The sequence below is a fragment of the Turicibacter sp. KK003 genome (assembly GCF_037014675.1).
GTDB lineage: Bacteria > Bacillota_I > Bacilli_A > MOL361 > Turicibacteraceae > Turicibacter > Turicibacter faecis.
Genome location: NZ_CP142738.1, coordinates 795,540 through 815,715, shown reverse-complemented (window position 1 = coordinate 815,715; position 20,176 = coordinate 795,540). Strand labels below are relative to the sequence as shown.

At 37.4% G+C, this 20,176-nt stretch carries 19 protein-coding genes; 2 read left to right on the top strand and 17 right to left on the bottom strand.

What is annotated here, in order from left to right; genetic code table 11:
• Window positions 1-41: 41 nt before the first annotated feature.
• From VXM77_RS04155 to VXM77_RS04115, 9 genes are all read right to left on the bottom strand, one after another.
• A complete protein-coding gene (locus VXM77_RS04155) occupies window positions 42-1,121 on the bottom strand; it encodes an AI-2E family transporter (RefSeq protein WP_161830778.1) in 1,080 nt (359 codons plus the stop codon).
• A 153-nt stretch (window positions 1,122-1,274) separates the two neighbouring features.
• Entirely contained in the window at window positions 1,275-2,138 is an 864-nt protein-coding gene (locus VXM77_RS04150) for a patatin-like phospholipase family protein (protein ID WP_338507222.1), read from the bottom strand.
• A 129-nt stretch (window positions 2,139-2,267) separates the two neighbouring features.
• The gene (locus VXM77_RS04145; protein WP_338507221.1) at window positions 2,268-3,353 is read right to left on the bottom strand and encodes a hypothetical protein; all 1,086 of its coding nucleotides are present in this window, start codon (window positions 3,351-3,353) and stop codon (window positions 2,268-2,270) included.
• 18 nt (window positions 3,354-3,371) lie between these two features.
• Window positions 3,372-3,662 carry a hypothetical protein gene (locus VXM77_RS04140; RefSeq protein ID WP_161830775.1) on the bottom strand — a complete coding sequence of 97 codons (291 nt, stop codon included), beginning with the start codon at window positions 3,660-3,662 and terminating at the stop codon, window positions 3,372-3,374.
• 166 nt (window positions 3,663-3,828) lie between these two features.
• Complete coding sequence (locus VXM77_RS04135) at window positions 3,829-4,776, bottom strand: carbohydrate kinase (RefSeq protein WP_161830774.1); 948 nt, start codon at window positions 4,774-4,776, stop codon at window positions 3,829-3,831.
• Window positions 4,777-4,790: 14 nt separating this feature from the next.
• Window positions 4,791-6,263: a sucrose-6-phosphate hydrolase gene (locus tag VXM77_RS04130; protein ID WP_161830773.1), complete on the bottom strand. Its 1,473-nt coding sequence runs from the start codon at window positions 6,261-6,263 to the stop codon at window positions 4,791-4,793.
• A gap of 20 nt (window positions 6,264-6,283) precedes the next feature.
• Window positions 6,284-7,723 carry a sucrose-specific PTS transporter subunit IIBC gene (locus tag VXM77_RS04125; RefSeq protein ID WP_338507220.1) on the bottom strand — a complete coding sequence of 480 codons (1,440 nt, stop codon included), beginning with the start codon at window positions 7,721-7,723 and terminating at the stop codon, window positions 6,284-6,286.
• Between the two features lie 172 nt (window positions 7,724-7,895).
• Window positions 7,896-8,876: a LacI family DNA-binding transcriptional regulator gene (locus VXM77_RS04120; protein WP_338507219.1), complete on the bottom strand. Its 981-nt coding sequence runs from the start codon at window positions 8,874-8,876 to the stop codon at window positions 7,896-7,898.
• A gap of 127 nt (window positions 8,877-9,003) precedes the next feature.
• Window positions 9,004-10,155, bottom strand: coding sequence for an SEC-C metal-binding domain-containing protein (locus tag VXM77_RS04115; protein ID WP_338507218.1), 1,152 nt, complete (start codon window positions 10,153-10,155; stop codon window positions 9,004-9,006).
• Between the two features lie 579 nt (window positions 10,156-10,734).
• Here VXM77_RS04115 and VXM77_RS04110 point away from each other — a divergent pair.
• A complete protein-coding gene (locus tag VXM77_RS04110) occupies window positions 10,735-11,559 on the top strand; it encodes a site-2 protease family protein (protein WP_338507217.1) in 825 nt (274 codons plus the stop codon).
• Window positions 11,560-11,568: 9 nt separating this feature from the next.
• Here VXM77_RS04110 and VXM77_RS04105 read toward each other — a convergent pair whose 3' ends face one another.
• The 8 genes from VXM77_RS04105 to VXM77_RS04070 all read right to left on the bottom strand — a co-directional run bounded on the left by VXM77_RS04105 (window position 11,569) and on the right by VXM77_RS04070 (window position 18,389).
• Window positions 11,569-11,931, bottom strand: a complete 363-nt coding sequence (locus VXM77_RS04105) for a hypothetical protein (RefSeq protein WP_338507215.1) — start codon at window positions 11,929-11,931, stop codon at window positions 11,569-11,571.
• A gap of 115 nt (window positions 11,932-12,046) precedes the next feature.
• Complete coding sequence (locus VXM77_RS04100; protein ID WP_338507214.1) at window positions 12,047-12,496, bottom strand: hypothetical protein; 450 nt, start codon at window positions 12,494-12,496, stop codon at window positions 12,047-12,049.
• Between the two features lie 243 nt (window positions 12,497-12,739).
• Window positions 12,740-13,543, bottom strand: coding sequence for a hypothetical protein (locus VXM77_RS04095; RefSeq protein ID WP_338507213.1), 804 nt, complete (start codon window positions 13,541-13,543; stop codon window positions 12,740-12,742).
• 102 nt (window positions 13,544-13,645) lie between these two features.
• The gene (locus tag VXM77_RS04090) at window positions 13,646-14,620 is read right to left on the bottom strand and encodes an aldo/keto reductase (RefSeq protein WP_161830765.1); all 975 of its coding nucleotides are present in this window, start codon (window positions 14,618-14,620) and stop codon (window positions 13,646-13,648) included.
• Between the two features lie 49 nt (window positions 14,621-14,669).
• A complete protein-coding gene (locus VXM77_RS04085; protein ID WP_161830764.1) occupies window positions 14,670-15,650 on the bottom strand; it encodes a 5'-nucleotidase in 981 nt (326 codons plus the stop codon).
• Window positions 15,651-15,730: 80 nt separating this feature from the next.
• The gene (locus VXM77_RS04080) at window positions 15,731-16,429 is read right to left on the bottom strand and encodes a 5'-nucleotidase (RefSeq protein WP_161830763.1); all 699 of its coding nucleotides are present in this window, start codon (window positions 16,427-16,429) and stop codon (window positions 15,731-15,733) included.
• 240 nt (window positions 16,430-16,669) lie between these two features.
• Complete coding sequence (locus tag VXM77_RS04075) at window positions 16,670-16,981, bottom strand: DUF1540 domain-containing protein (RefSeq protein ID WP_161830762.1); 312 nt, start codon at window positions 16,979-16,981, stop codon at window positions 16,670-16,672.
• Window positions 16,982-17,058: 77 nt separating this feature from the next.
• Window positions 17,059-18,389 (bottom strand): IS3 family transposase gene (locus tag VXM77_RS04070; RefSeq protein ID WP_262951243.1). Its coding sequence is split into 2 segments (ribosomal slippage): window positions 17,059-18,008 and window positions 18,008-18,389, totalling 1,332 coding nucleotides; the frame shifts between segments, so codons are not numbered across the junction.
• 333 nt (window positions 18,390-18,722) lie between these two features.
• On the opposite strand from VXM77_RS04070, the gene VXM77_RS04065 reads away from it, so the two are divergent.
• Complete coding sequence (locus tag VXM77_RS04065) at window positions 18,723-20,081, top strand: sodium-dependent transporter (RefSeq protein WP_338507210.1); 1,359 nt, start codon at window positions 18,723-18,725, stop codon at window positions 20,079-20,081.
• Window positions 20,082-20,176 lie beyond the last annotated feature (95 nt).

Genomic DNA, 20,176 nt, shown 5'->3' with positions numbered 1-20,176 from the left:
TAAAGCGCTATTTTATACTTTTGAGGACGATATACCTAAACTTATCTTTTTAAACGTTTCTTTAACATTAACTCATAAACCTCTTTCATAACCGCCGATATAGGAACAGCCAAAAAGACTCCGATAAAACCAAAAAGGGATCCCCCTAAAATAACAACAGAAATAATCCAAAGAGGAGATAAACCAACAGAATCCCCCATAATTTTAGGTCCTATCACATTTCCGTCCAGTTGCTGTAAGACAAAAATGAAAATGGCGACCCAAATCGCACGAATGGGATCGATCATCAACGTCATACCAATCGGAAAAATCGCTCCAATGATAGGACCGAAATACGGAATAATATTGGTGATAAAAACAATAAAAGAAAACAATAAAACATAGGGTACCTTCAAGACCGAAAAACCGATTAGCGCAAGCAGACCAACAATTAATGAATCCAATAACCGGCCTACCATATAATCTTGAAACGTATGATAAGTAAATCGGGTAAAATAAAGAACCCGTTCTTCTTGCCTTGGAAAATAGCCTGCTAAAAAACGTTGGAACGAACAAAAAACCTTCTGTTGATCGATGATTAAATAAATTGAAATAGTAAAACCTAAAAACCATTGTAAAATCTCGGCTAACACGCCTATCAGTGAGGACCATAAAGAAGTCGATAACTGATTCACAATGCGAAATGTACTTTGACTAATACTTTGGATATTTTCCTCTATATATGCCAAAATCTCATTCCAATACGGAATTCTCTCTATCACCTCATAGCCAAACTGATTTGAATCTAAAGATCGAATATGTTTCGTGATTTCCATAATACACTCAGACACTCCAACTAAACACGATGGGATAATTAAGCCAACACAACAAAGGACTCCCCCTACCATAACCAAATACGCATTAAAGATACTTAACCCACGAGAACATTTTAGCCGTCTTTCAAACCAAAGGACAATAGGGTTCGTTAACGCGACTAAAATAGCTCCAATCAAAAATGGCTTAAAAATCCCTACAACGGACCCTATCAGACGATAAAAAAACTCGGGATAGCCGGTTAGGCGATAAAATAAAACCCCAAAAATAGTTAAAAATAGACTATACTTTACTGTTTCCTTCGTCATCCCTCTCACCTCTAACTTTATTTCCTGTATTATGGTCAAAGAAGAGAGGGTTAAATCAACTGCTTTTATTTATTCAGCAAAACACTGCAGGAAACCCATTACAAAAAGTTAACGAATTTTATTTTCTCACAATTTATTACATGGCATAACCTTCTATTTTTTCACCCGCACGCGGTTTGGCGACTGAGGATTCTCCCTCAACACACGATATAAAATTCGATACGCATCCTCACTGCCTAAATCCATATAATACTTCAACACTTCCGGTCTAAAATCAAACGATCCATAAATTCCGTTCCCCAGCTCTTTACTCGGAAAAATTTCAATAATTCTTTTTCCTTCAATCGAGGACTTTCCAATTCTTGAACGTGGATCCAAATAAACAACAATAATCGTCTCACAATCCGTTGATAATAGGGGGCGAAGAGGAGCTAGCTCCGATTTCATTGGATCAACATAATTAACCCCCTCAATCGAAACAGGCTCGTATAACCCTGGCACGGCAGTTGTCGCTAAAAGAACACCTTTCATCTGATGATAAGAAAGATCATTCAATTTAAAAAAACGTCGTCGTGAAGACTTCGACTCCTTACAGGAAATATAAAGATCACGATGATCCTCTTGAATTGAAACAGGATTTAAATAGTAATGAAAAACTTTATCAAATCCCTTCCTTTTTAAAGGTAGGCCAACCTGATTAGCCATACTTGCTAAATTCATCATCCCCATAAAAGAAGGGATTTTTCGATAATTTATAGAATCTACAATTTGATTCATTCGATTCATATTTTCTTTGCTGATTGAAAAAATAGAAGACCACGGGCAATTGAGCCAAAACTTTTCCATTTCTTCTGGCGTATATTGCAAAAACAACGCACCATTGACTCCTCCAATAGAAGATCCTGCCACGGCATGGATATGGGATAATAGTCCAAATTCCTCAAGCACACGCAGAACACCAACCTGATACGCGCCCTTTGCCCCACCTCCGCATAAAACTAAACCTATTTTTTTCATGCTATCCCTCCTTTCCATCTAACATAAAATATGACAATGTTCACCTAACAGTACCTACCCGCCCAAACTTTTTTAATGTTCTACCTCCACCGCACATAAAAAAAAGTTAGTATAAACTATTCGTTCATACTAACTTTCCTGTTTTGATAATTTTCCAAGCACAAAGGCATTGGCTACTTTTTTCATTTCTTTGGTTGAATTGAGCGTACAAAAATGTGGTTGCCCATTAAAGAAGGCCGTTTGATAACCCACATGCTCATCTTGCAAATATTTCGATAACTCTCTTCCAAGAGGCCCACTTGCAAACTTCATCACAAATATAGATTGACCTTGCCATCGGTTAGCGCGTTCATCCATTGATTTAACATACGTGTCAATCTCATCAAAACATCCGAGACACCCCTCACACTGTTTCCGCTTCCCGCTTAAATGCCGCGCAATACACGGCGTCGGAGTTAAGGCCATTAAATGATTTTTCTCCTGAAAATGGTGACAATACTTTACATAATCAAAAATAGCCCTTTGTGACAGCGAACGATCCCCCTGATATTGCGACTTTAAATCCACCGTTTCTAACCAAACGGCTACTCGGTCTGGTAATAGATGATAGTTGAAGAAGGCGTAAAAGTGGTACGGATGAAACCATCCTCGAATTGATTTCTCATTCATCCATTTAAACCCATGCATCAAATCAAACTTTTCAACACCATACGGAGTAAAACAGCGGTCCTTTAACTCTTCTTTTAATCCCCGCAACCCTGGCTGTATCACCGCGGGAATTGGAACTAACTGAACCTTATTTGCGATGAGGTTGCCCTCGATATACTGTTTAAATAAATTAGTTTGGCTTTGAAGGGCATCCTCATTTCCTTCAACAGAAAAAATATGAATCGTTTTACCTTTAAAATATTTTTCAAAGGCATGAATCAAGCCGAATACATCGCCCCCAGACCCGGTGGCCATCGCTAAAACATTGATTGTGTCTAACGAATGATAAACCGAAAAAATTTCAGATTGATTAAAGAGGTCACTATAAACTTCGTAAGATTGACGATAACTCATCGGAAACTGTTCGATGAGACATGCTACAATTTTTTCCTTCGAATTATGTAAATTGTCTCGTGTATTTCCTTCTCTTTGCACCTCATAATCAACCGGCAAATCATTTGCCCATTCTTGAATCACTTCATATAACGTCGGATTTAAATGTCTCATGGTTCCTCATCCAATCTCTTATTCAGCCGCTCTTAAACGGTCAACTTCAAAATACATCGAAACTTGCACAAACCCTGATTGATTCGATGGATTAATTTCATTATAAGGAAAATAAGCCGTCATTTCGTTATACAGAGCTGTTCGCTCCATCGCAAACTCAATCTGTTGCGGATAATTAATTTTTGCCAATTTACAAAAATAATTAAATTTATCCATGGCACCTAATGGGTCCGTATAATAACGATCAAAATATACTTGTTCATCGGGTTGCACAACAACAACGCGAACACGTTTAAAACTTCTCTCCATAATTACCCTCCTTCTTTTAACCTGACTGTATTATTATCCTATTGTTTCAAAAGAAGAAATATGCCCCAAAAACAACGAGCTTTTTCTTACACCCTCACCTTGCATCAAATGAACGGCATAAAAAAAGGCGAAGAAATTCTTCACCTTCTACCTATACCAATTTTTATTACATCGCAATTTCATCCCATGATGGAATAGAGTCTAACGCTCCCAATTTTGTTGTTGTTAACGCACCTACTTTATTCGCATTTTGGGTAAACTCGACTAACATTGCTTCATCCGTTAAAATTTCTTTCGGATTGTTTAAATTCGCAATTTGTGATAATAGTGCTCCGATAAAAGCATCACCCGCTCCTGTTGAATCAATCATGTTAACTGGGACACTCTCAACTTTATAAATTTTATTAATTGAGATGAGGGACCCCTCTTTTCCAAGTGTTAACGTTACAATTTTAGCCCCTAACTCGTGCAATGCTAAAATCATTTTCTGATGATCCGTTTCCCCCGTAATAATCTGTCCTTCTTCCTCTGATACTTTAATCAAATCAACCGATTTAATTACTTCCTTACAATGTTTAATAAACAATTCCTTTTTATCATGATAAAGTGCCTCGCGATAATTTGGATCAAATGAAATAAACTTATGATTCTCGATAGCAAATGAAATAAATGACTTATAAACCTCATAAAGTTTATCTCCTAATAAGGCCGTTGCACTCCCTAAATGAACAATTTTACAATCCTTAAATGCTTCAAAGTCAATTTGATCAGGTGATAGATTTCCATCTGCCCCTCGCATGAACTCAAAATCACGTTCCCCTTGCTCATCGATTGAAACATAGGCAATTGTCGTTCCAAGCGTTTCATCCTTAATCACGTGTTTTGTTCCTACTTGATAACGCTCAAGTGTATCCATTAAAAACTTACCGAACGAATCCTTTCCAACCGCACCCACAAATTCAGCCGATGCACCTAATTTAACAAGCGCTGTTGCTACATTTGCAGGAGCCCCTCCTGCCTTCTTTTGAAAACGTTCTACGTCTACTAATTTCTTACCATTTTCAAGCGAAATAAAATCAATTAACACTTCACCTGGACAAATTACCTTTGCCATTATTACACCTCTTTCTAAACATTTAATCCCCATTTGGTTGTCTTCAATTGTACCATTCCATCCGTAAAGAATTCAATGCCTGCGCTTTCAATTTTTGTAAAAATTCGTGTAGAAAATACTTCAAGCCCATCATTTACAAAAATTTCAATAGAGGAAACATCAACAAAAATTTGTAGTTTCAATTGTTTTTCATCAAAGTGACATTTTCTCACCGTTCCATATTCATCCCCACATGTACGCCCTGATTTTGAACGATCTAACACAAGTTTTCGATTGATTAAATCGTAATAAAAGACCGTTTCTTCGTTATCACCTTTACGAAGTTTAATCCCGACAACTTGGGCTTCAATTTCGGTAAACTCAGCCGTTAGTTCATAAACAATTCCGTTAATTTTTTCAAAAGAGATTGATTCTTGTTGCAAAAGGTGCGTGACGGTATGCGCTTCTTTTCGCAATTGCTCTAGTTCTTTTATCGGACGTTGCCATAATCTATTCTCCTCCACGATTAATTCACGTGGAATCGTCAAACAATGTGCCCAACCATTTTCATCACTCACACAATCAACACCTGGTAGACCAAACCAACCAACTAAAATCCTTCTTCCACTTGGATCTTGCATCGTTTGAGGAGCGTAAAATTCAAATCCACGATCTAACTCAACAAAACTCCCATGTTTAAATACACCATTCTGCCAATCAATTTCTTCCCCAATCAAATACCCCGATTGAAAAATATTATTATAAAGATCTCCCTGTGATTCCATTCCCTGCGGTGAAAGAATCATGACCCCCTTCCCGTTTTGGGTGAAATAGTCTGGACATTCCCACATAAATCCATTTCCTTTAAATGAGGTTTTCACCTCACCCTTGTAGGTCCATTCCACTAAGTCTTTTGACTGATAATAAACAACAGTTCCTTGATTCCCTTCTAGCTCAGCACCAATAAGACAATAATACATGTCTCCTACTTGAAAGACTTTTGGATCCCTAAAATGCTCGGTTACCTGATAAGGCCTATTTTTAATTACCGGTTCCTCATATTTCATTATCTTCCCTTCTTTGTTCATCACTGCCAAACATTGCGTTGGATACCTAACCCAATCTTTATCACGCGCATTTCCCGTATACATTAAATACAACTGGTGGTCCTTTTCAATGGCCGTTCCTGAAAAGACGCCATGACTATCAAAAGGACGATCAGGTTCTAAGGCGATTCCTTCGTTTCTCCAATGAACTAAATCCTTCGATACTGTATGATACCAGTACTTCACCCCATGAACGGGTCCTAGTGGAAACCATTGATAAAACAAATGGTACTCCCCATTGAAATAACTAAATCCATTTGGATCATTTAATAACCCTGTGACGGGCTGAATATGATACATTTGTCGATACGGGCAATGTTTCACCTGATCAATTAATTTCCCATATTCTTCTTTCGAGACTTCTTCAATTCGTCGATAACGTTGCTCTGTTGTCCACTCCATCTGACACACTCCTTTGCAATCTAACCTTTGACTTTTTTATTAAACATTCGCGCTAACATGAGCGTTGCGATAAATCCAACGACAAATGCGATACCTAAAGTCACCATATATTGAAACATTGATTCTGGACGAATAACGATCACACCAGGTAACCCAGCAGGCCCTGGTGAAACAGATAAGACCTTCATAAAAGTTCCATAAGCCGCTGCTACTGCTGAACCAACTAATGCCCCAATAAACGGATATTTTAACTTCAGATTAACCCCAAAGACTGCCGGCTCAGTAATACCAAGTAACGCTGACACTCCCGATGCCGAAGCTAATCCTTTCATTTTAGTATCGTTTTTCATCAAATACATCACCGCTAACGCCGCTGCTCCTTGGGCGACATTCGAGGCAGCAACGACAGCGAAAGTAGGTGATCCACCTAGTGTCCCAATATTCGCTAAAATCTGAGTTTCTGCTGTAACTAATGAGTGATGCATTCCCGTAATCACTAATAACGGATAAGCTACCCCATAAATAGCCCCTCCAACAGGACCTAAAGAGAAAAATAACCACATGACTGCCTCAGTTAATCCGTCCCCGACGATTCGCATGATAGGACCTATGACGATAAACGTAAGAACAGCCGTTACTAGCACAGCAACTAACGGGGTAATAATATTATCAAACATAGCTGGAACGATTTTTCGTGTTTTACGTTCGACTTTTGCTAACACAAATGCCGACACAATAATTGGTAAAACTGTTCCCTGATACCCCACCTTTGCGATTTCAAATCCAAAAACATTCCAAACAGGTATCGTCTGATCTAATAAAGCTTGTCCATAGCTATAGCCATTTAATAAATCCGGATGAATCATAATTGCCCCAATGACGGCACCTAATACGGGCGTTCCTCCAAAAATCTTTGCCGCTGAAAAACCAATTAAAACAGGTAAAAAAGTAAACGCTGCATTTGAAAATAAATTAATCATCTCTGCCAAGTCTGCCATTTGCGGATACGACTCAATTAAAGACTTCCCTTCGATAAACAAACCTTGTGCAGTTAAGACATTATTTAATCCCATAAGTAATCCCGCCGCAACTAAGGCAGGTAAAATAGGGACAAACACATCGGCTAATGACTTAAGTATTCTCTGAAACACGTTCATTTTTGTCCCTGCTACCTCTTTTAACTCCTCTTTTCCAATCTCTTGAATCCCACTCTGCTTCAGAAACTCTTGATAAACTTGATCTACGATTCCAGTCCCAAGTATTATTTGAAACTGTCCCCCATTATTAAAGGTTCCTTTCACTAAGTCTAACGATTCAATCTGCTCAACATCTATTTTTTGATCCTCACAAACCACAATGCGTAAACGTGTGGCACAACTCGCAACGCGAACAACATTATCTTTCCCCCCGACAAGGAAAAGGATTTGATTCGCAGTTTCTTGATATTTTTGTTGTTTCACTTGACTCCCTCCTCTAGTTCACTCAAAATGAAACGTTTCATTTTTAGTTGAAAAAATATGAAACGTTTCATTTTTCATCTTCAGTATACTACGGGAAAGACCCCCTGTCAATAACAAAATGTAAAACGCTTCCTAACTTTCTTAAAAAGAAAAGGATCCCCTGATTAACAAGCTATCCTTTCGTTGTCTTTCCTTGGAAAAGCTGAACAGGCAATAATACCTCATGGGAAACCTCTCGTTTATTAATTAAGGCGATCACCCCATTAACGCTCATTTTAGCAATTTCTTCAATCGGCTGACAAATCGTTGTAATTTTAATTTCATCCGTTGCTGAAGATTTAATTCCATCAAAACCAATAATCTGAACATCTTCTGGAATCCTCTTCCCATTTCTTGTTACATAGTCTATCACCTGAAAGGCGTAATCATCCGTTACTGCAAATATTCCATCAATCGTTGATGTTTCGATGATCTCTTTTTTCAAAAATAATTCTAAATTTCTCTGAAAAGTTTCATGATGCCCCTGATCATCAAATATCAGATAGGATTTTTGATGTCTTTCGCAATAGTCCACAAAACCTTTTCTCCGATTTCTTGTGGCATTATCTTTCTTTGATCCGTGCCCAATAAAACAAACGGATTGACAACCTACATCGTCTAAATGCTTGGCCGCCAAAGCTCCTCCCGAAAAGTTATCACTACTCACATAGGGAATGTTGTCATTAAAAAAACGATCAATACTAATTAATGGTATATTGTTAGAAATATAGGACTCAATATCACTATAAGTAACCGTAATAATTCCATCCACCTGGTTTTGTTTCGCCATTGTAAAATAGGCAAGTTCTGTTACGTAATCTCCCTCTGAATTACAAAGAATCATTTTATATTGTTTTTCCCTTAAATAACGTTCAATATGAAAAGCTAATTCCCCATAAAATGGATTCCATACTGTTGGAATAATAAGTGCAACAGTATGAGTACGGTTAACTTTTAAACCACGTGCATAAATATTAGGTTCATAATTTAATTCTTTAATAGCTAGCTCAACAGCTTGTTTTGTTTTCGGCTTCACCGCGATATTATTAATTACCTTTGACACTGTTCCAACAGAAACTCCTGCTCGTTTTGCTACCTCTTTAATCGTTGACACGTTAAACTCACCTTTTTCTGACTTTATTATTAATTAGATTATACCATTCCTCACGGACAAACATTCAGAATATGTCATTAAAAAACACCAATCGCTTATAAAAAAACGAATTGGTGTCTTAACTATTTTATCGTCCACAACATTTTTTGTATTTTTTACCACTCTCGCATGGGCATGGTTCATTGCGACCTACTTTTGTCGATTTAACCGGATTAATCATCGGTACAATCATGGGTGCACTCTCTGACTGTTGACTATCTTTTAAGTCGACTTGACGGAATCCTTTGTTTTCCCACGTACGGGCGTGGTTATAGGCATCCGTTAATAATACCATTAATTGTTGACTTGTCTCATATGCACCAATTTCAACCCCACGGTCCTCTAGTAACATAAAGGCATATTTAGGTTGATACTCGTAGGCAAAAGATACGCCAATTGCATCTGTAATCTCATGTGCCTCCTGATCATTATGAACAATATGCTCAAAAATAAACGCTTCTACTTTTTCAAGCTCCTCTGTCCAATCTCCTTGATCCGTTCCGAATTTTAAAACTTCCTCTTTTGTCGGCATATAGTATGGCTTATCTTGATGAAGATCGTATAACTTAACCGCCTCCATCTCTGAATCCATGAGTAATGCGTCGCTCACAAATAAAGGCCCAAACGACTGAACATCCCCTTTAAAGGTTAATTTACAAAACAGCACATTCAAGGCTTCCTCAGGTGTTAACTCTCCCTCTTCGTATTGATTAAAGACAGTTACTAATTGATTAAACTCACACACACCATATAAATTAACAAGGGCCTTCATATAAAGATAAATTAAATCTGCACGGGCTTTAGTCGCCTCTAACGTTGTTAAATCAATGGCTTTGTATGCCTCTTTAACCACTTCAGGCATGACATAGACAACTTCCTTATCTTTCATCACCGGCAAAATGTAACCTAAACGATATAACACCAGAACACATCCACTTAATGTCGCATCTTGTGTTACATACGCTTCGTTTGCTAACATGACAAAATCACTCATCATTAATTCATCAAATCCGCAAAGAATATACTCAAGTCGGTTAGCATCACTAATCGTCTCTTTAATACGCTCGATGAGCCCACCTTTCGCTAAAGCCGAACACCCCTTTAAACCATGGGCATCCACAATTGACTTTAACTGTGTTTTCTTTAATTTATTTAAAATCGTCTCGAAACTTTCTGTATACTCACATTTAATGACATTCGAAACCATTGATTCTTTCACCATATCATTGATATTTTGCATCAGTAATCCCACCTTACAAAAGAAAAGTCAACTCAACTTAGCGAACGTTAAACATCCGCCCTTTTGAGTCGCAAGATTCGTTAGCAATCGCCAACCTCAATCATCATGATTAATGCATGGCACGACGCAACCCAAACGATTCCATTTTTAAAATAAGACATTGACGTCTTAATCATCTCCCGGATTCCTTTGGTTTTGATGGCGCACACCTTACTTCATGACCTTATTTCTTTATACAACTCCAAAACCAAAACATCGACTTGTATTTCTTCATCTATGTTCTGATGATTCATGCCGTGTACAACACTTGATAAACGTGCCAATTATCCATTAAAAAATGAAAACTAATCGTATTATACAAAAAAAAAGACGTTAAATAAATGATTTTGTTGTATTTTTTTGAAATCTTATATCACTTTTTGTAGAATAGCGAACAGATTTTCCATTTATTTCATCATCCCGACGAACATTTATCCAAATCATCTAAAATATAGGAATATCCCCCCTCCCCTAAACGTCATGATTACTAAAACACATGCATATAGTATAGTAATATCACCATAAAAAGGGGGGAATTTTATGGCCGTTTTTTGTTATGTTTTAGTTGCTTATCTAAGCATTTTTATTCATGAACTTGGACACTATACATCAGCCTATCTTTTCGGTATTAAGGCCACAGACGTTATTACGGGAATGGGATTTAAATTCTTCACGTTTAAAACAAAATCCACGACATTCCGATTCAACATTATTCCTGGCGGAGGCGTGACCATCTATCCGCAAAATCAGGAATTAACTCTTTCACGTTTAAAGCAGTTTATCGTCCTAGGTTCTGGAGTCACCTTTAACTATATAGCCGCTGTTTGTGCGACTACACTCTACCTTAAAACATCACCGATTGCTGGATTTTTGGCTTTTAATCAAATGATTATTAATTTTATAAAGACACTCTTTACCCTCTTTTCTATCGATCATTTTTTGGCACCCCATGTTGGAATGGCAGAATCAATTGGAATGATCGCCAATCAATTTACAACGGGACAATTTGTTCTCTTCATTTTTATTTTTATGAATCTTCTTCTTTTCCTGTTTAACTTACTTCCTATTCCTTACTTTGACGGAGGACAGATGATTTCCCTTTATACAGATCCGATTCTTCAAAGAATAGGACTTTCAGAAGCAGTGTTAGAACGCATTAAAATTTTAATTAATCAATTAATCGGAATACTACTTCTCATCGCTGCCTGCTTACCTTTAATCAACGAAGCCTACCACCGTATCATTAAAACATATTTATCAGAACATGACATGATAAAGTGGGCCCTGATCGTCGTTGGGTTCTTATTGATTAAACGACTCATTTCTCCACTTATCTCATCACATAAAAAGAAAAAAAGAGTCTGAGTTTTTTACTCAGACTCTTTTTATGGCCTTAGATAAAATGGGAAGTAAAAAGATTGTAGCTAGAAAAGTGCTCACACCGTTTCCAACCGACGTCTGAAAGCCCAATAATAAGTGTATCCCTAATGCCCTACCTGTCATACCACTTAGGAAAATAAAGGGGAGGTCAATCAGAGTCCCTGATAAAAAGGCACCTAAAAACCCTAAACACGCAACAACATACTCTGACCTTAGCCGCCGGCCAATCAAATGATAGATAATCGCGTAGGTTGGAAAAATAAGCACATACATTAGCGTCCATGGTTGGGCTCCATAAACAAGAACAATGAGTAAACACGCGATTAAGACAGATAAAATAGCTTGTCGTTTGGGCAAAGATACCCCATAAAGTAAAACGGTAAAGTTAAACAGTTCGGCATAGAGGACCAGTGAGCCACAATGATAAATGATAAATAGCAAGGAAGCCAAAGCGGAAATCCTCGCAAGCTCTCTAACCTTCATTTTCGTCCCCAAGCATGGAACTATAGTGGAAAGTCACCTCATCTTTATCAAAAAGAGGAAGTTGATCAGCACTAGGTGCCTGACCAAGAGGCATGACGATTCCCCGCTCTTTTGACTCATATTGATAAAGCCAAAAAGGCCCCGAAGGACCATTGTCTTTCGCACTCAAACCCAAAATTCCTGTAATATATAGTCCGTATTTAGATTCCTCGGCCTCTAACTGTAATGCTTCATGATTTTCTCTTAAAAATTCACCCAGGGAACTTGCATTTGTCTTAAAAACTTGATGATCAAGTAAAACCGATGAGGTTTGTTCATCTATTACCGTGAGAACAAGCTCCTTTTCTTCTTGTTCACCATAAGTTGGCGAGAAGGTATAAGTCAACGTAACCCCGATCACGATAACCACGAAAGCGATAAGTATCTTTTTGAAGTTCAACACAGTCACATCCTCTCCTAAAAAAACATTTGACCCTAAACTCCCTTATTATAGCGGAACAATGAAATATACACAATAATAAATACTTTTTTCAATCAAACTGTATGTTTATTGAAAAAGTGAACCATACTAAAGTTGGTACACTTTCATATTTTTCACTGTGTCACCGGGCGATGAGGCGCTTGTGTTGACGATGAAATGCTTCCTTCAAAAAAACACTGATGGGATTTTCAGTGTTTTTTTCTATTCCTCTTTAAAGTATTGATCCAGACGAACATCATAGACAACACACACCCATTGTCCTTTATCCTGATACGTGTAACTCACCCGTTTAAATTGATAATCCTTCCATTTTTTCTTTGATAAATTTGACGTTGTTAATAGGGAGCTTTGTTGATTCCCTCCAATTTCTAATGGATGATAAAGGGTATGGGTCTCACCTAAATCGTCCTCAAATGTATACATTATATTTTGAATCGCATGTGAAGAATTATTCTTTAAATACGTTTGAAGCTTAACCCCTGCCCCTTCAGGTGCAAACGTTGGATCAACAAATTCAATATCGTCAACTTTTACCTTAGGGTTAATCGTCTCGCGTTCAGTGGATTCACTATACGTATAAAAATCGCGTCCGACATCATACGTCACTACCGTCTCTTGATTCTCCTCATCAATCATTTTAATAGTAAAGCGAGTCTTTTTTAAATCTTTCAATTTTAGACTCTGCGGCCCAACGCAGCGAATCCATCCGCTCGTATCCCCAGGTTTTAACGTATCCTGGGTCACAATGGTCGTATGTTGCCCATCTTTTAGTTCAACCTCAATGGTCACACCTTGAACCGTGTGTTTTGAACGATTTTTTATTTTTGCTTGATAAACGGCTACCTCGCTTCCTTCTTCTCGTTCAAGTGATACATCAACTAGTTCAATTTCTTCAATCTGAATATAATGACGATTCGCCTTCCCGTCCTCTGCCTCCATCTCACATCCAAACAAAACCAAGATTAACATACATGCGAACGTAAGATATATCCATTTGAGTTTCATCCCTTTTCACCCCTTTTTAGCCTTTACTATTAAAATGACCCTAAATCTTTTTTTTATACTCACCACAAATATAAAAAGGTAGGAACATCGGTTCCTACCTTTTTATAACAAATGCTTTCCTAATCCACTATTATATAAATGATACCACTGCTCTTTAGTTAACGAGATACGTGTTGCCTCACAAGCAGCCTTTATACGCGATGGGGTCTTTGTTCCCACAATCGGCTGAATATGAGCCGGATGGCGAAGTAACCAGGCAATCATAATAGCCTCAAAACTAACCTCGTATTCCTTTGCATAACGTTCAATCGTTTGAACTAATGTAGGATACACTTCTCTCCCTTCCTTCGTTGCTAATTGCCCACCTGCAAGGGGAGACCAAGCTTGAATCGTTAATTGATTCAAACGGCAATATTCAAAGGTTCCATCATTTCGATAATTTCCGGGATTCACTGCACAATTTACGTTTAATCCCTCGTCAATAAGTTGAGACTGAACTAACGAAAGTTCTAATTGATTCGTCACAAGCGGATCACTTAAATACGATTGTAATAAAGCTATCTGGGCTGCATTATGGTTACTCACCCCAAAATAACGGACCTTTTGTTGTTCCTTTAAATCACGAAATGCTCTCGCTACCTCCTCAGGTTCAACTAAGGCGTCGGGACGATGAAGTAATAACGTATCTAAATAATCCGTTTTCAAACGTTTTAAAATACCATCAACCGACTTCATAATATAAGCATAACTTAAATCATAGTGGGGAGCAGAGCCCATAAATAAGTCATCCGCCAATCGAATCCCACACTTAGATTGAATATAAATTGACTCTCGGTCCACAAGATTAGCCTCCCAAATCGCAGAAAAGGCGCTTTCCGATTTGCCATTTTTATAAATATCCGCATGGTCAAAAAAATTAATTCCTTGCTCAAGTGCTGCCTCTACCGCTTTAACAGCTGTTATTTCGTCTTCTTTTGTCATCCCTTCACTCTTATTCCAAGATCCCCCTAGTCCCATACAACCGAGGGCAATTTGAGATACCATTTGGTCACTCATTCCTAGTTTAAATTTTTCCACGTCTCATTCCCCAATTCTTTCTCTATTTTTATTTCATCTGCTCTCCTCATCATTCACCATGATATGATTCTTCTGTCGCCCCTTCATGATGTTCCTGAACGGATGGTTCCTGTTGTTCCTGATTTTGATTCAATTGATTTAGCATAGAATCTGATTTATACGGAACACGTCCCGACGGAATCAATTGAGAAGCTGGTCCCACGTGATGATCTTGATCATCAAAAAAGATATGAGCATTAAAGGCCTTCAATACTTTATCCTTTGCAACCCCTCCTAGGAAGAACATCTCATCAACCTTACATCCCCATTTACGTAACGTTAAAATAACGCGTTTATGCGCTGGAGAATTTCTAGCCGTAACAATCGCGATTTTGACAAGCGTATCTTCTTTTTCTTTTATTTTCGATAATGTTTTTAAAAGTTTGGCGAATGGCCCTTCATTCATTGCATTTTCCGCATTTTCATTTTCATTTTCATAAAAGGCCTCCAATCCCTTTTGCTTATAAATTAACTCCGATTCATCCGAGAAAACAACAGCATCTGCATCGAATGCAATACGGATTTCTTTTTGATTAGGGTGGTAATCTCTTGGAGTATCATAAACAAGTGCTGCTGCAACCCCCTGATCAATGGCATCTTGAACTTCCTTTTCATTTCGTGATAAAAACAGATCAATATTAAAAGCTCCTAAATAAGGATGTTTTGCCTCACCCCCAGTAAATGCCCCACGTACAATATCTAACTTATACTCTGCAATACTATTAAATACTCTTAAGGCAGTTTCCGGACTATTACTTGATAAAATAATCACCTCAACGATAGGCTCTTCGAATTTCTCATTTAAACCTAGTAACGCCTCCACCAATGGAAAGGCCGTTCCTTTAGCTAAAACAGTATTCTCATTCTCTATTTGATAACGCGTATAGGCCTCAATTCCTTCTTTTTCAAAAATCGTATTTTCATATTCTAAATCAAATAATGCTCGACTTGAAATTGCCACAACTAACTTGTCACTTAAATCATACGCCATCTCAATCACCTCTTTTTACATTTTATGGGATAACCACTTAACCTTATTATAGCGATTTCTTTTTACTTTATCAACTCATGCTAAAAGGCAATATTTAAAATACACTCTGCATTAGGGAGAGGTTTGAGCGCCTCTTGAGAGCAGGCGGAAAAATAAACCGTCGGCGAATAGAGTTCAATTAAATCCTCTCCCTTTCCTGATGCGATAAAACACATCGCATTAATCTTACAATTTGATTCTTTAAAAAGTTCTAGCACCAGTCGGTCAACACTACACGTGCGTGTCGTCATTAATTCAACCGATATCGGATACTTTTGTTGCTGTAAATATCCAATGAGAGGCAACCACTTTCCAAGGCCCGGATACGTTATCTCATCTAAAAATAACCGATGATCAAAAATAAAACTTAAGGTTTCCTTATATCCCTGTCTCGTCAAAAGTCCAGAAAGAATTCCGCTTTCTTTCATCTGCCTAATACCTTTTTCATCAAATGACAAATAAACCTCAACTTCAAGCGCGTGTAAATATGAAACCGTCGACTCCCCCCCGGTAAAAATAAGCTGATTAATATTTAACCCGTAATAAGATAAACTGTCAAAAACGATAGAGGAAATGGATGGATCGTGCATGGAGAAGACAAACAATTCAACAACTTGATGATTTAACCCCATCAACCGCTGACAAAAAGGCAATAAAAGGCCTGGATTATAACAATTGTGTTCATTAATCTGCATCTCAAAAATAGCATCTAAATCTACGCCAATATTCAATCTCTCCATCTATTTTCGCTCCTCTAAACTATGTATCATAGTATATGATAGCCCCTCTCTCCTTTAGAACATCCATTTAAAAATATCTGTCATGGCTAAGCATTTAACCTTACTTTCGCGAGTGACTAGCAGTTTTGTGAAAAAAACTCATGACGGCTACTACAATATAAAAAAGCCTAAGACGTTTTATAACTCTAGAATAAATCGCCTTAGACTCATGAAAAATTTTAATGACGTTTACAATCTCTATTATTGTTCAAATGTTTCACAACTTGCTGTTACTTCGTTAATTTGAACATCATGCGCATGACATTTATGCTTTTCATTATGTTTGCATTGGCATGCTCCGCATTTAATATTAGTTACGCCTGCTTTTTTAGGTGCTGCATTAAATTCCATTGCAAATTCAGCATCTGCTCTTAAATCTTGATCGGCAAAACTTTTACACATCGTTTCATCCGTTGTCACCGCGTGTGCGCCGCGTACATTTACCACACCCGCATAACAGTTTCCGTGATTATCATTATGTACACAATTATGTGCTCCACATTTAATTGCCATGTTAAAACCTCCCATTTAAATAAATAACCTCACGTACATTATAATCTGTACCCTTTGTCAAGGACAAAGAAAAAAACCTAAGCAACTTGAAGCTGATTTCTGTATCCTACAGGAGTCAGCTTTTTTAAATTCCATTGATATCTAAAGTTGTTATGATAATCTATATATTCTTCAATTTCAATGAGTAAATCATCAAATGTCAGTTGATTGGTTATATCTGCTTCATCTTTTAGATGCCCAAAAAATGATTCTTGTGGAGCGTTATCCCAACAATTCCCCTTCCTAGACATTGATTGTTGAATTCCTAATTCCTTTAATTGATTCGAAAATTGCGGACTCGTATAATGCACGCCCTGATCGGAGTGAATAATCGTTTCCTTCGTTAATTGGACAGTCGGATTTTCTTGAAGTTGGTTCAGTGTTTGGAGAACAAAATCTATCTTTAAATGCTCACTTAATTGAAAAGCTAAAACTTCATTTGTTGCACTATCTAAGATGGTCGAGAGATAGGCAGTCTGACCCTTTCCATATTTTAAATAAGTGATATCGGTTAATAGAACTTTATAAGGTTCTAATGGCCTAAATTGACGATTAACAAGATTTGGACAGACACGATGTGCTTGTGTCGCTTTAGCGAGTTTACGATAGGGATTGCTTCGACGAACTTGACTCAATAGTCCATACTTTTTCATGATTCGATGAATAGATTTTAGGTTAAAGATAATGTTGAATTCCCCTTTAAGAACCATCGCTACTTGGCGAATTCCCTTGTTTTTTCGTCCCTTAAAACAAATGGCCTTTTGAATAACTTCTAAACGATGTTGTTCCTCCTTTAATCGCTTTAAACGAGCTTCTTCAGCACATAACGAAAAATAACGATAATAACCTGATCTTGAAACACCAAGACTATCGCATAAATGAGAAATTAAAGATTTAAATTTAGTTGATGTCTGATTCACTACTTGATGAATCATTTGAAACTTTACTTCTTTAGAGACTATTCGAGCATTTTTCTCATGAGTCTCAACTTTTTTAATAATTCGTTCTCAATCTTTAAAACTTCTAATTCAGCCTGCGTGCGTAATAATTGTTCTTCTAGCGTTAACTCTCGTTTTAGGGACCTTCCAGAATTCTTAGTACGACTATCATCCAATCCTAATGGGCCCTGGGTTTTAAAGGCTTGTTTCCAACGTTTAGCTGCAGAATTCACACGCTGCATGCCAAGCACCGTAACATTAAATCCATAGTATTCGAATATCTCTCGCGGAAACTTTCCTTTCTCGCTCATCATAATAAAGTTCTCCTTAAATTCTTTCGTATAAGTAATCCCTTTTTCAGATACTGACTTAACATATTCGTTTTGTTTGAGTTGTTCAATCTCTTGTGGTGTAAATAACTTCTTGCTCATTTAAAATCCTCCTAAAATCTAATAGTTAATATTATAACAAAAAGGCCCTAGAAGGTAGACTTTTTTTATTTGTCTACTCTCTAGGGTACATTTTATTATATTCCCTTTTTTTAAACTTTTTATTCTTTGAAGTCTCTATATATTCGACAAAAACCTGTTTTATTTTCAAAAGCATAGCCCTTTTCAAACCTGCCATGAAATGCTAAAATAGACTCACTTTTATGAATTTAAACCATGAAGTAGGTACTGTAGGTTAGTAGGTTTAAAGAAGGATAAAAGACAAAAGGAGTGACATGAAAAAAAATGTCAAGTAGAATGGTAGGAGGTTTTATTATGAGTCAAGAAACAATATCGCAACAGCGAGATGGTTTTAGTTCACGTTTTGGATTAATTGCCGCCGCTGCAGGGTCTGCAGTAGGACTAGGTAACATTTGGAAGTTCCCTTATATCGTCGGGGAAAATGGGGGATCTGCTTTTATTCTCATTTATTTAATTTCTATTCTCGGCGTGGGGCTTCCTGTATTATTAGCAGAATTTATTATTGGGCGACGCGGTGGAGCAAATGCTGTGCGTTCGTTTAAAAAATTAGCGCCAAATACAAAATGGCCCATTATTGGATGGCTTGGTATCATTGCCGCATTTATGATTCTGGGATTTTACACCGTTATTGCAGGATACACGATTCACTATATTTTATTAAGCCTAACAAACGCTTTTTCGGGCATGTCTTCTGAGCAAATTACCCAAACTTTTCATCAATTCTCATCAGGACATGCGCCTATTATTTATACGATTATATTCACTCTCTTAGCAGTTTTCGTTCTATTCGGTGGAATTAAAGATGGTATTGAAAAATATACTAAAATCTTAATGCCAGGACTAGTTGGGATCATTATTTTACTTGTGGTGAGAGCTATTACACTTCCCGGTGCAGCTGAAGGATTAAAATTTTTATTTAAACCTGACTTTAGCGAAATGTCAATGAACTCTATTTTAGATGCACTCGGTCATTCATTCTTCTCTTTAAGCGTCGGGATGGGAACGATGTTAACTTATGGATCTTACATTAGTAAGAAGGAAAACTTATCAACGGTGACTTGCTCCATAGCCGTGGCCGATACAATGATTGCTCTACTCGCAGGGGTAGCTATTTTCCCTGCTGTCTTCGCATTTGGAATTGACCCAACGGCTGGACCAGGTCTTGTATTCATCACATTACCAAATGTCTTCTTACAAATGCCAGGTGGAAATATCTTTGGGGCCCTCTTCTTCTTACTCTTATTTATCGCCGCTTTAACCTCTGTTGTTTCCATCTTTGAAGTTATTATTACGTACGTGACCGAAGAGCTAAACGTTAATCGCCATAAGGCCTTAAAATTAACTAGTATTGCCGTCATTATTATCGCAATCTTCTGCTCTTTATCACAGACGCCAAACACAGCCCTTTCTTTTAATGGAAATACATTATTTGATTGGATGGATTTATTATCGGCTAATGTGATTCTACCGATTGGAGGGTTACTCATCATTTGTTTCCTTGGATTTATCATGAAAAAAGATGAAATAGCCGATGAATTACAACAAGGTGCTTGCTCCATTAAAACAACGATGATTTATTTAACAATCACTAAGTTTATTGCACCTCTTGCGATTGCTATCGTATTCTTAACAGGAATCCAAGCCCTCTTTTAATAAAAAGCAAATTTATGCGGTATGAAGTCTCTATTCAGCGGGACTCATACCGTATTTATTTTGAATGCGTTTGATATTATAAGAGGTTGTAACTT

Coding starts and splice junctions, on each gene's coding strand:
- VXM77_RS04080 (WP_161830763.1), bottom strand. CDS start 16,429: ATGGAGAGATTGAATATTGGCGTAGATTTAGATGCTATTTTTGAGATG.
- VXM77_RS04075 (WP_161830762.1), bottom strand. CDS start 16,981: ATGGCAATTAAATGTGGAGCACATAATTGTGTACATAATGATAATCAC.
- VXM77_RS04140 (WP_161830775.1), bottom strand. CDS start 3,662: ATGGAGAGAAGTTTTAAACGTGTTCGCGTTGTTGTTGTGCAACCCGAT.
- VXM77_RS04135 (WP_161830774.1), bottom strand. CDS start 4,776: ATGGCAAAGGTAATTTGTCCAGGTGAAGTGTTAATTGATTTTATTTCG.
- VXM77_RS04150 (WP_338507222.1), bottom strand. CDS start 2,138: ATGAAAAAAATAGGTTTAGTTTTATGCGGAGGTGGGGCAAAGGGCGCG.
- VXM77_RS04095 (WP_338507213.1), bottom strand. CDS start 13,543: ATGAAACTCAAATGGATATATCTTACGTTCGCATGTATGTTAATCTTG.
- VXM77_RS04065 (WP_338507210.1), top strand. CDS start 18,723: ATGAGTCAAGAAACAATATCGCAACAGCGAGATGGTTTTAGTTCACGT.
- VXM77_RS04155 (WP_161830778.1), bottom strand. CDS start 1,121: ATGACGAAGGAAACAGTAAAGTATAGTCTATTTTTAACTATTTTTGGG.
- VXM77_RS04130 (WP_161830773.1), bottom strand. CDS start 6,263: ATGGAGTGGACAACAGAGCAACGTTATCGACGAATTGAAGAAGTCTCG.
- VXM77_RS04145 (WP_338507221.1), bottom strand. CDS start 3,353: ATGAGACATTTAAATCCGACGTTATATGAAGTGATTCAAGAATGGGCA.
- VXM77_RS04110 (WP_338507217.1), top strand. CDS start 10,735: ATGGCCGTTTTTTGTTATGTTTTAGTTGCTTATCTAAGCATTTTTATT.
- VXM77_RS04115 (WP_338507218.1), bottom strand. CDS start 10,155: ATGCAAAATATCAATGATATGGTGAAAGAATCAATGGTTTCGAATGTC.
- VXM77_RS04085 (WP_161830764.1), bottom strand. CDS start 15,650: ATGGCGTATGATTTAAGTGACAAGTTAGTTGTGGCAATTTCAAGTCGA.